General features: G+C 67.5%; 8 protein-coding genes and 3 tRNA genes. 6 read left to right on the top strand and 5 right to left on the bottom strand.

What is annotated here, in order from left to right; all coding sequences use genetic code 11:
* Nucleotides 1-230 precede the first annotated feature (230 nt).
* Nucleotides 231-764: an inorganic diphosphatase gene (gene ppa, locus EIO58_RS06645; RefSeq protein ID WP_127818859.1), complete on the top strand. Its 534-nt coding sequence runs from the start codon at nucleotides 231-233 to the stop codon at nucleotides 762-764.
* Between the two features lie 65 nt (nucleotides 765-829).
* Here ppa and EIO58_RS06640 read toward each other — a convergent pair whose 3' ends face one another.
* Nucleotides 830-2197 carry a peptidoglycan DD-metalloendopeptidase family protein gene (locus EIO58_RS06640; protein ID WP_127818858.1) on the bottom strand — a complete coding sequence of 456 codons (1368 nt, stop codon included), beginning with the start codon at nucleotides 2195-2197 and terminating at the stop codon, nucleotides 830-832.
* Nucleotides 2198-2413: 216 nt separating this feature from the next.
* On the opposite strand from EIO58_RS06640, the gene EIO58_RS06635 reads away from it, so the two are divergent.
* The 4 genes from EIO58_RS06635 (at nucleotide 2414) to EIO58_RS19140 (ending at nucleotide 3333) form a co-directional block, all read left to right on the top strand.
* Nucleotides 2414-2486 (top strand) — tRNA-Glu (locus EIO58_RS06635).
* Nucleotides 2487-2509: 23 nt separating this feature from the next.
* Nucleotides 2510-2583 (top strand) — tRNA-Asp (locus EIO58_RS06630).
* Nucleotides 2584-2669: 86 nt separating this feature from the next.
* A tRNA-Phe gene (locus EIO58_RS06625) sits at nucleotides 2670-2742 on the top strand.
* A gap of 339 nt (nucleotides 2743-3081) precedes the next feature.
* On the top strand, nucleotides 3082-3333 hold the full coding sequence (locus EIO58_RS19140) for a hypothetical protein (protein ID WP_205789163.1): 252 nt from the start codon (nucleotides 3082-3084) through the stop codon (nucleotides 3331-3333).
* 152 nt (nucleotides 3334-3485) lie between these two features.
* Here the strand turns inward: EIO58_RS19140 and EIO58_RS06620 are convergent, their stop codons facing one another.
* Complete coding sequence (locus EIO58_RS06620) at nucleotides 3486-3848, bottom strand: hypothetical protein (protein WP_127818857.1); 363 nt, start codon at nucleotides 3846-3848, stop codon at nucleotides 3486-3488.
* Nucleotides 3849-4304: 456 nt separating this feature from the next.
* On the opposite strand from EIO58_RS06620, the gene EIO58_RS06615 reads away from it, so the two are divergent.
* Nucleotides 4305-4601 (top strand): hypothetical protein, encoded by a 297-nt coding sequence (locus tag EIO58_RS06615; RefSeq protein WP_127818856.1) that lies wholly within the window; start codon nucleotides 4305-4307, stop codon nucleotides 4599-4601.
* A gap of 192 nt (nucleotides 4602-4793) precedes the next feature.
* On the opposite strand, the gene EIO58_RS19485 is transcribed toward EIO58_RS06615, so the two are convergent.
* The 3 genes from EIO58_RS19485 to EIO58_RS06600 form a co-directional block, all read right to left on the bottom strand.
* Nucleotides 4794-6032: a Fic family protein gene (locus EIO58_RS19485; RefSeq protein WP_127818855.1), complete on the bottom strand. Its 1239-nt coding sequence runs from the start codon at nucleotides 6030-6032 to the stop codon at nucleotides 4794-4796.
* A gap of 950 nt (nucleotides 6033-6982) precedes the next feature.
* On the bottom strand, nucleotides 6983-7612 hold the full coding sequence (locus tag EIO58_RS06605) for a hypothetical protein (protein WP_240658615.1): 630 nt from the start codon (nucleotides 7610-7612) through the stop codon (nucleotides 6983-6985).
* Between the two features lie 115 nt (nucleotides 7613-7727).
* Nucleotides 7728-11175 (bottom strand): RCC1 domain-containing protein (locus tag EIO58_RS06600; protein ID WP_205789162.1); only part of this gene is annotated, 3448 nt, incomplete at its 5' end.

Raw genomic sequence — 11175 nt, 5'->3', positions numbered from 1 at the left:
GCCAGCCGCACCTCGGCGACGGCGGGGTCGAGTCCTGGCCTGCGGTCTTCCACCCGCCCACCGTACTCGGGCGCCGCGGCATGCTGCGCGGTCGCCGTGAAACGGCCGGGACGAACGACCGTCGTCGTCCGGCCTGACGCTCGTCCACCCCGATTCAGCCCGTCGGTTTCACCGAGACGGCGCCAGTAGGCTGGTCGCGGCATCCCACCGTCATCCGAAGGAGCACCACCATGGGCGCGTACGACGCCGTCATCGAGATCCCGCGCGGCAGCCGCATCAAGTACGAGGTCGACCACGGCACCGGTCGCGTCTTCCTCGACCGCATCCTGTACACGCCGATGGGCTACCCCACCAACTACGGGTTCTTCGAGAACACCCTCGGCGAAGACGGCGATCCGCTCGACGTGCTCGTGCTGCTCGACCACGACCTCGCGCCCGGCGTGCTCGCCAAGGTGCGCCCGGTCGGCGTGCTGAAGATGAGCGACGAGGCCGGCGGCGACGACAAGGTGGTCGCGGTGCTCGCCAAGGACCCGCGGTGGGCGCACATCCAGGACGTGGCCGACATCCCCGAGTACACCCAGAAGGAGATCAGCCACTTCTTCGAGCACTACAAGGATCTCGAGCCCGGCAAGTGGGTCAAGGTCGACGAGTGGGCCGGCGCCGCCGAGGCCGAGCGCCTCGTGTCAGAGGCATTCGACCGCTTCGCCGAGCACGAGGGCGAGACGCGCACGCAGGGCGAGGGCGTGGCCCCGAGCACTCTCTGACCACAGCTTCATGCGAAGAGCGGATGCCTCGGCATCCGCTCTTCGTCGTTCGAGAGTGTGCGGGGTCAGACCGAGATGCCGCGAGCGGCCATGAAGTCGACCGGGTTGACCGTGCCACCGTTGACATACACCTCGAAGTGCAGGTGGCAGCCGAACGACTGGCCGGTGTTGCCCTCGCTCGCGATGAGCTGGCCCGCGTTGACCCACTGCCCGTGGCCGACGAAGATGCCGCCGCTTCGGATGTGTGCGTACCCGGTGGCGACGCCCCCGCCGTGATCGATCTTGATGTAGTTGCCGTAGCCGCCGTTCGGCGCGGCGTAGACGACGCGGCCGGCCGAGGCGGCGTAGATGCCTGCGCTGCAGCCGGCGGCGAGATCGACACCGCGGTGGAAGCTGCTGGCGCAGCCTTGCGGACCGCACTGACTCGATCGCCAGCCGTAACCGGAACTCCGCCAACCGGAAGAGGGACGTGCCCAGCCCGAGCCGACGACGCCTCCTCCGCCGCCGCCACCGCCGCCGCCTGCGCCCTGGTTGAGGCGGTCGGCCTCTTCCCGGGCCTTCCGGGCGGCTTCGGCGGCCGCCCTCTCGGCGGCCTCCCTGCGGAGGCGCTCGCCCTCCTGGTAGGCGGCGACCGTCTTGGCGGTCGTGTCTTGGAGTGCGGCGAGCTGAGCCTCGAGGGTGATCTGCATGGCCTTCTGCGCCTCGAGCGCGGCCTGGGCCTCGTCGGCGGCATTCTGCGCCGCGAGCATCTTGTCTTCGGCGATCTTCTGGAGGCGGTCGCGCTCGGCGCGCTGCACCTCGGCCTGATCGCTGAGGCTCTGGGCCGAGTTGCGCGCCGTGATGGCCTGCGCGTAGACGTCGCTGTTGCGATCGACGAGCTTGTCCATCGTGCCGAGGCGGGCGAGCAGATCGTCGGCACCGGCCGCGGACCCCGCGAAGAAGAGCTCGAGTGAGGTGTCATTCCCGCCGCTGCGGTACAGCTGCGCGGCGACGCGGCCCGCGTTCTGCGCGGCGGCGACGGCCGTGGCGGCCTGCTCGTCGGCCTGCTGCTGCAGCTCCTCAGCGCGCAGCGCCGCGTCGAAGAACTCCTGCTGGGCGACGTAGAACTCGTCGGACGCCTGCTGCGCCAGCTGGCGCTTGGTGGCGACCTCGGTCTCGAGACCGGCGATGAGGCCCTGGATCTTGGCAATCTCGGCCGCTTTGGCTCCTTCGTTCGCCTTCGCGCGCTCGACCTCTTCCCACGAGGGGTACGCGGCTGCGAACGCGGGCGCCACGAGCGGGCTTGCGAACACGCTGACGGCGGCGGCGCCGAGGATGCCGAGCCCGAGGGCCGTGCGCCGGTTCATGGCCGGCCAGAGCAGCCGACGTTCACGCGGTGACGGTGCGCAGCCGCATTCGTCGAAGGCATCCACGATGGTGCTGTCGGACTCCATCGGATCCTCCCCCCGCGACGTCAACCTTTTTCACACTAGCAACATGAGTCACATCCGCAACCCCTGTCGAGCGCCGCGACCGCCGCTCGGGACAGCGGTCATCCGCAAGTGTCGCCCCGCAGAGCCGAGCGCACAAGCGCGCCACGCCCTCGATTCGCGTTTTCCTGCCCCGTTGCGTATGCTTGACCCTCGGTGAGTGAGCCCCCGGGTTCACCCGGCCCCATCGTTTAGCGGCCTAGGACGCCGCCCTTTCACGGCGGTAGCACGGGTTCGAATCCCGTTGGGGTCACGCCCGAGAAAACTCAATAGCATGGCCCTGTAGCGCAGTTGGTTAGCGTGCCGCCCTGTCACGGCGGAGGTCGCGGGTTCAAGTCCCGTCAGGGTCGCTCCGAGCGACGGGCCCTTTTCTCGAAGAGGGCCTTTCGTCTAGGACGCGGCAACACGACCGATTCGTCGGGAGCGGATGCCGTGCGGCTCTGTAGCTCAGTTGGTAGAGCGTTCGACTGAAAATCGAAAGGTCACCGGATCGATGCCGGTCGGAGCCACTGGAACCCCCGCGTAGCTTCTACATCGCGGGGGTTCTTTTTATCGATTTATCAGGGCTTCCTGAGCTCGTCCACCCCGAGGCTCGGCGCCGTGCCGAAAAGCTAACAGTCAAGCACTCCGCGTAAACCCCGCACTTTCAAATCAGCCCCTTGGCTTCTAGCGGCAACCACCGACGCTCCGCGTGAAGATGTCGGGATACGGACCCACCCGCCTCAGAGGCGGACGGTGCGCGGCCCGCGCAGAATTGCCTCGAAGGCACGCTCCGCAACTCGGCGCCGCCCCCGCACACGTGCGGGGAGCCGTCGGGCGATCGGCGGGCATCCAACGATGACTGCGAGATGTGTGTGCTCGAGGAAAAGCTGATTTTCGACACTCAGCAGCTCGACCAGCGGATGCGCTCGTGGGTCTATCGGCCAGCGCGAGCGAGGCGAACCGCGCGCGTGCCCATCGATCCCGAACCGGGCCGCCCGGTGACGAGCCGCCAGGGTGAAGCGCTGATCCGGCGCACGACGTTCATTCCGCCGGCGACGGGTTTCGACCTCGACGCGAAGCAGTACCCGAACACCGGCCGCCGGCCCCACGCCGACTGAGCCGGAGTCCGCGGTCACATCCGAGCCCGCCGCCGCCGAGCTCGCCGCCGAGGGTGCCGTCGTCGTCGCGACGACGGCGAGCTTCACGATGACCGCGATGACGCCGTCGACGGCGTCGACGTTGATGTTCGTCATGACGATGACGACGACGATCAAGAAGACGGGGAGCAGGAAGACCAAGACGAAGAAGGAGGAGGAGGACGAGAAGGGCGGCAGAGGCTATGGCGTCCGATTTGGGGTACGCCGCGGCGCTTCGTGCCCAGCGCGACCCACTCCTCGGCGCCGGGGATCTCGACGAGTGCCTCCACGAGCACGTGAGTCTCGGGGCTGTCGAAGTAGCCGGCCCACGTCCCGGCGACCTGCGCCAGGATGTCGGTGCGGTTCCCCGCGGCGCGCTGCAGCTCGTCGACGACGGGCGCAGCGTCGTTCGTGTACTGGTTGCGTGAGCAGATCGACGACAGCTCGATGTCCAGGAGTTGCGCCGTGCTCAGGCGCCCGCTCTCTCCTCTGGCCATGGGTGGTGCCCCTTTCCCCGGCCGAGAACCTCAGGATATGCCAAAGCCGAGTTCCCTGAAGTTGTCCCCCGAATGGCGGACAGGTAATCTTCGCTGTGGGCCATGGCGCGAGGATCTGGGGATAGCTCGCACCGGCCTGCTGGGGAAGCTGGGGACTGGGGCCACGACTTCCACGCGTTCGATCCCCCCTCGAACGCATGTGCCCCCGGGCGCCGCAGATAGACGCTGCGGCGACCGGGGGACTTTCGGCTTCGCCCGTGCATTGGGTGTCATCGCACGCCTGCTGGGGACAGACTTCGGCACTGGGGGTGCCTCGCGATGACAAGCGTCCAGAAACGGGCTCGGTCCGCTCGTAACCCTACGTGCGTAGGGTTACGAGCTTCAAACCGCAACGCGGCGCAGGACTCCGATCGCGCCAGCTCGAGGCTGACCAGACTCCCCGCGAGGGGGGCGCACATGACTGCTGATCGGGAGTCCATCTCCATCGACCGGGCGTTGAAAGCGCAGCGCGTGCCGTTGGCAAACCACACCTTCATCAAGGGCTTCCTCCACAAGGTCGGCATCGTGGGTGCATACGAAAGCGGTGGCCTCATCGTCGCCGACCGCCGTGACGGCGGGATGTCGCTGAACATCGCCCGTGGCAGTACGAACGGATTCTGCTCTGAGGCGGAAGTCGTCGAAGTCGCCGTCGCCGACGCCCGCCGTGAGCCCTCGGGCGTTTGGTCGAGGCTGGCGCGTGATTCACCCCGATGATCCCGGTGGGCGAGAGTCTGGACCGATGAGCGGAGCAACACCGAAGCGCCGCGGTGGACCGTGTCCTGAGTGCAGCTTCGAGCTCTCGCTCGCGGGCACGTGCGGCAACCCCGACTGCAGTCTGTACGGCTGAGCTCCGGAAGACAGAAATCCCGCCGCCACGAGGGCGACGGGGGTCTTCGTGGCTCTCGCTCAGCGCGCTGACATCCGGCGGATCAATGAGGCGTACGAGTCGATTGCATCGAATATGCCGCGATGCTGCCAGACACGACCACGACTCTTCCCCGTGGTCTCGGTGAGGACCTCCCGCTCGGTGAGCGCGTCCAGCGCGCGCAGCGCGGCCATCTCGCCGAGGCCGAGCGCGCTCTTGAGGTACTTCACGTTGACCGCGGGCTGGCCGACGAGGGTGGGCAGGATCTTCCACGCTGCGGCGTCCGCGCGGATGCCTGCCATCTTCTCGCGGGACTCCTCGAGCTGCTCGACGAGGTCGTCGACGAGCTGCGTTCCCGTGGTCGCCGCGATCCGGCTCGCGTTGGCGAAGTCGCGGATGATCGGGCCGGCGTCACCCTTCCTGTACTCAGAGAGCGCGTCGAAGTACCTGCGGACATCGACGAGGAGGCCGGCCGAGATCGGCACCGCGGTTGAGCCGACGAGACCCTTGTTCCGGAGGATCGACTGCGCGAGCGCCCGGCCGGTCCGGCCGTTGCCGTCCGGGAACGGGTGGATGGTCTCGAACTGGGCGTGCGCGACCGCGACCTGCACGAGCACGGGGATGTCCTGACGCCTGACGAAGCTTGCGAGGTCGTCGATCGCACCGGGGATGCGGTCATGATGCGGGGCGACGAAGTCAGCCAGTCGAGGACCAGCCTCACCTGGGCCGATCCATACCTGCTCCTGGCGGTACCGGCCGGCGTCCTCAGGAGGGAATCCCGTCTGGTGGAGCATCAGCGCCTTGTGCATCGCAAGGATGGAGTCCTCGCTGATGTCGTCGGCCAGAGCGAGCGCGGCTTCCATGGCGCGCACGTTGCCTACGACGGTGAGCGCGTTCTGCTTGTCGCCCTCGTCGATCTCGGCGAGGGCGAGCTGCTTAGCCGATGCTGTCAGCTGCTCGATCTGCGAGCTCGACGCCGACTCGGTGCGCAACAGGATCGCGGTCATTGGTCCGAGCGCGGGGTTGTCCGTGCCCAACTTCTTCTGGGCGTGCTGGTCGAACTCGACCAGCTGACGCGTCGCATCCTCGACGTCGGCTGAGTCCTCGCTCGAGATGACCGGCGACCAGGTCGCGACAGACGGCGTGATGGCGGCGTCGTAGGGGCCGGTCTGGCGATCCACTTCCGCGCGCGAGTGTATCTCGGGCGCGCGCGGCTGCCAATCGAAGGTCTCGTACGTCACCGCATCAATGGGGACGAGGCTGTCGGTCGGTGTGGTCACGCGACCATGTTACCAACACTTAGCAGTGTAAGTGTTGGTAAAATGAATCTTCACCATCGATTCTTGTGACCATGCCAAGTGTGGCCACCGGATACCGCTGCCAACACTTCGGCGCCTAAACGTTGGTAACGGCGACCACTGTTCCCGGTTGGCCGGCTGAGAAGAAGAACCCCCGCGGCCAGAACGGCTGCGGGGGTTCTCACGGCGCGGTTGGGGGTGCGAGGGTCGGCTCGCGTCGATGTCCAGAATCACCGACTCCTGGAACTTCTTGTCGAGCCGGACCTGGCAGCGACCGGGGCCGACCTCGTCGATGGCGCCGACCGTCATATCGCCGAGTACGCCGGCCCGCGCGCCCGGCCCTTGATCGGACGGCATCGTTGTTTCCATGCGTGAACTGTAGTCCCGCGTCCACTGCGCTGCCTTCCCAAGCCGTTGTCGCTACCGCGGCCCAGACTCGTACATCTGCGCGGGCTATGAACCTGGGCCACTCAATTCGCCAACGGTCCGTTGGCGAAGTGGACGCTGCGAGCTGGTGGCACGCGTCGGGGCAATTGTCCAACGACTTGTTGGACGATTGCGCTACCGGTGTCGAGCGAGCAACACGGCGCCGCTCCAGACCATCGTCTCGCGCGTCAGCCACGACACGCATGCACCGGATCTGGCGCTTGAGCTGGCCGGTCTACGAACGGTCCCGCCCCGCGACCATCGAAGAACATCGATTCGACACCCGAACGTGTACAGACTGCCTCGACGATCACTTCGGTGCTGGCATGATCATCATCCTCTCGCGGAATCAGACCCTCCACGAGACCTGGGGCGATTCATGTGCTCTTGGCTTCCCTATCCTGCAAGAAGCGGCTTCGGGGTCGTGCACCGTTGGTGCACGACCCCGAACGTGTATCGACCGCGACGTGCGATCAGTGACTCATCCGCCGGATGAGTGGTGGTGGCTATTCGAAGAGGGAGAGGGTGAGGGTGGAGGCGTAGGTGCCGGGTTCGGCCGTGGCGGGAATCTTGAGGAAGAGGTCGGCTTCGGCTTGCCATGCGCCGATGGCTTCGGCGGAGGACTCGGCGAGGGCGAGCAGTTCTTGGTCGACGAGGCCGACGTTGTTCGGGCCTTCGTCCAGGACGGTGTCGACCTGGCCGCCGGGTGAGACCGTGCCTTCGCCTTCGGGGTCGGTCACGGCGGGGGCCCAGCCGAGGTGTCCGGCGCCGATGGGGTCTTGGCCTTCGTCGCCGATGAAATCGGTGGAGGAACCCAGGACGTACCAGAATGCCCCGGAGGGGATCTCTTCGGGAAGGCGAGTGTCGGTGACGGTGACCGTCGGCAGCGCGCCGTCGAACTGGCGGACGTCGGGGTCGGCGGAGTCGACCTCGGTCAGTACTGCCTCGGTGCCGTCCACGCTCATGGTGAGGGACCCCTCGGGGACGGTGGGGGTGACCTCGACGGTGACCTGGAGGTCGTCTTCGCCTTGCAGTTCCTCGGCGGCGGCGACGCCGGCGACGCTGACGAGGACGACGCCGCCGGCGACGGCAGCCCCGAGGCGGATTCCGAATGAATTACGCATGTTGTTGCTCACTTTTCTCCGACCCGGTCGGGGTCGGTGGATGGAATTCGTTGTGCGTGTGGTCGCGGGTGCGACCCGGGGTGGGGGTGGCTGGCTTCGGGGCGAGCCACCCCCCTTTGGGTTTGGGCTAGTTGCCGAAAGGGACGGTGCCTTCGAACTCGGTGTCATCGGTGCCGGTTCCGGTCACCGCCGCCTCGCCCGCCGGCAGGACTGCGGCGCGGGTGTTGAGTGAGACGGTGACGGTGGCACCGGCGGCGACGTCGGGGAACGTCTTGGAACCGAACGGCGTGGTGACCGTGACGGTGGCCGCGACGTCATCGACGTTGCGGACAGCGACGGTCAGGTACGCCTTGCCTGCCAGCAGTTTCGAACTGACGGAGGCTTGGAGCTCGAGCGAGGGTGCCGCGACGATGGTGACCGTCTGCGCCGCGGAGGCCGATTCGGTGAACGCGTCCGCGTCAGCCGGGACGAACTTCGCCGATACCTCGTGCGCACCCACCGCGAGGCTGCTGGTCGCGAACGACGCGGCACCCTCAGCGAGCGGGCGCTCGCCGAGCTTTGTGGTCCCGTCGTAGAACTCCACCGTGCCCACCGCGTCTGCCGGAGCAATCGACGCGGTCAGCGTGACCTCGGAACCTTCGACGAGTTCACCGGTCACTGCAAGCGAAGTCGTCGTCTCGACCGCTTCGACCTCTTCACCCGGCATCTCGGCCAGCACGATCGTGTCGGCGTAGGCTTTGCGCACCTCGCGGGTCTGCTTGTTGGCGTCCGCCTGTGAGTTGGTGCCACCGTAGTAACGCGCATCACCGCTATCGGCGATGATCTCTACCGGAACGCCCGCCGCCAGATGCGCGGGCAGCGGAGCGATCGCCGCAGGCACGCCGCTCACCTGCTGCGGCACGAACGGCAGCTCACGGTTGAGCGCGGGCGCCGACTGCGGGTCGCCGTTCCACGTGTACAGTGCATCGTCGTTGCGACTTCCCGGGATTCCGGCGAGGATCACGTACTGGTCGTTCGCGTTCTTGCGGATGTCCTGAATACCGCGACCCCCGAGGTCCAGCAGGATCGGTGCGCCGAACACAGGGGTTACGAAGTCCGGGTCGACCGATTCATTCACGATCTGCTCGAAGTTGGTCACCGGAACGATGACCGCCCGCGAGGCACCCGCCACCGTGACCGCTCGCTCCAACCCGAGGTAGGCCGTCGCCGACTGATCCGGAGCGAACTCGGTGCCCGCGATGGCCCAGCCTTCGTTCGCGAGCATGAGGGCGTTGGCGCCCAGGCCGTGCACGTTGTTCGCGTCCCACGCCTTGATGGACGGGAAGAAGCTGGACCCGGGTCCATAGATCTTGCTGAGCTCCAGCTGTGTGTCAGCGCCCGACCCGGTCACTGTCGTCGTGAAGATCACCCGATTCGACGACTGGAAGCTGTAGTGTGCGCCGACCCAGTAGATGGTGTTGCCGCGGCGGACGGCGCTCTCGATCTGCCGCACCGCAGTGCCTTGGACGTTGAGCGCGAACTCCCTTACCGGGTACGCCGTCTGACCGGCCTTGTACAGCTTGATGATCTGATCGTCATCATCGGCGACCAGGATGTAGCCGTCGCCGGCGTCGATCGCGGCCGAGGCATCCGAATCGCCGTAGTAATAGAGCGCGGTCGGTGATGCGGGGGTCTGCGACGCCCGGTACTGGCGGATCTGCTGCACGGCGTTGCCGTCCGGGTCGGTGACCTTGACGATGACGTTCGCCGACACGGCGTTCTCACCCTCGGTCGCCGTGATCGCGACCTCGCGGGTGTCGCCGGTGCCGGTGACCGTGACGACGGGCTCGAAGTCCTGCGTCTGCGAACTGGCGGTGATGTCGACGGTCAACTGGTCCAGCGGCGTGTCACCGTCGCGGATCTTCACGATCAGCGGCGGGTTGTCATCGGCACCGCGGGTGTTGCCCCACTGGTTCGGTCCCGGGGTGACCGTGATCTTCGGCTTCGGGCTCTGCACCACCTCCACCGGAGATGTCACCGTCGAGGCGTTGAACTGCAGCGGCTTGTCGGGAGTGAAGGTTGCCAGGACCTCGTGCGTCCCGAAGAACGCCGGGGTGAACGTCAGCTGCGCGCTGCCGTCCACGACCTGAGCCGTACCGAGGGTCAGGTTGCGCGACGGAACCGTGAAGGTCACCGAGCCGGCAGCAACGGGGGCGATCGTGGCGACGATCACGGATGCGGCGTCTTCGACGACCACGTCGGGCGTGCTGATCGTGACCGCTGTGGACTGTCCGCCACCGAGTTCGGCACCGATCTCGACGCGCACCGGGGTATTGCGGTTGATCTTGCTGCCGTCGCCGATCTGACCGTGTGAGTTCAGGCCCCAGCCGTAGAGCTTGCCGTCATCGGCCTTCGCAGTGACCGTCGTACCGTTGGCTCCATCGCCGGACAGCGAGGTCAGTCGTACGCCGGCGGGGATCTCGCCCTGCGCGACGGCCACCGGGAGCAGCGATCGCCCGGCGGTCGAACCGCTGACCTGGGTGACGCCGTCACCGAGCTGACCGGAGTTGTTGCGGCCCCAGGCATACGCCTTGCCGTCGTCGCCGAGCGCGATCGCGGTACCGCTGACGCCGGCGACATCGACGAGTTTGACGCTCGCCGGGATGGCGCCGAGCGAACCCTGCGTCGGCGTGGTGTTCGAGTTCGTCGCGACACCGGTCCCCATCTGACCCCACGAACCGTCGCCCCAGCCGTACGAACGGCCGTCGTCGCCGATGGCCACAGTCGTGTTGCCGAACACCGCCGCCTCGACGAGCTTGACGCCGGTCGGGATCTGGCCCTGGCTCGCCGCCACGGGCGTCTCGCTGGCGGCGGTCGCGCCGTTGCCGAGTGCACCGGCGCCGCCCGAACCCCAGCTGTAGGCCTTGCCGTCATCGCCGATGACGGTCGCGCGCTGCGGGTTGCCGCCCGCAGCCAGATCGACGACCTTGACACCTGCCGGGATCGCACCAGGCAGGATCGCGGCCGGAGTGGTCTGCGTCGCTGTGACCGTGGTGCCCAGGTAGCCCGTGCCCCACGAGTACACCCAGCCGTCGCTCCCGAGCGCGAACGTCGTCCCTGCCGTGAGCGCGACATCGACGATCTCCACGTCGGCGGGAATCATGCCCTGTTCGGTGAGGACAGGCGTGTGGCGGTCGGTCGTGGTTCCGTCGCCGAGTTCGCCGTTGCCGTTCTCGCCCCAGGCGTAGACTTCGCCGTCGTCGCCGAGAGCGAACGTGCTGCCGTCGTTCGCATACACGTTCACGATCTTGACGTCTTCGGGAATCGCGCCCCGGTCGGTGACGCGCTGCGAGACCAGAACCTGACCGGTGGTCTGACCGTCGCCGAGCTTGCCGTTGGCGCGGTCACCCCACGTCCAGATCTGTCCGTCGGCGTCGACCGCGACCGTGTGCCGGAAGCCCGCCGCAGCGCCGACGATCGCCGGCACGTCGGCGGCGATCGCGGCTGGTGCTGCCGCAATGCCGGTCAGGCCCACGGCCACGCAGGCCAGGACGGCGGTCGCGCGCACAGCGGTGCGGTGCGGTGCGCGCGGGGTG

It is taken from the genome of Microbacterium sp. CPCC 204701 (genome assembly GCF_004010105.1).
Classification (GTDB): domain Bacteria; phylum Actinomycetota; class Actinomycetes; order Actinomycetales; family Microbacteriaceae; genus Microbacterium.
The sequence above is the reverse complement of the archived record's forward strand: the minus strand, read 5'-3'. Positions and strand labels throughout refer to the sequence as shown.

Coding starts and splice junctions, on each gene's coding strand:
- EIO58_RS06615 (WP_127818856.1), top strand. CDS start 4,305: ATGACTGCTGATCGGGAGTCCATCTCCATCGACCGGGCGTTGAAAGCG.
- ppa (WP_127818859.1), top strand. CDS start 231: ATGGGCGCGTACGACGCCGTCATCGAGATCCCGCGCGGCAGCCGCATC.
- EIO58_RS06640 (WP_127818858.1), bottom strand. CDS start 2,197: ATGGAGTCCGACAGCACCATCGTGGATGCCTTCGACGAATGCGGCTGC.
- EIO58_RS19140 (WP_205789163.1), top strand. CDS start 3,082: ATGTGTGTGCTCGAGGAAAAGCTGATTTTCGACACTCAGCAGCTCGAC.
- EIO58_RS06620 (WP_127818857.1), bottom strand. CDS start 3,848: ATGGCCAGAGGAGAGAGCGGGCGCCTGAGCACGGCGCAACTCCTGGAC.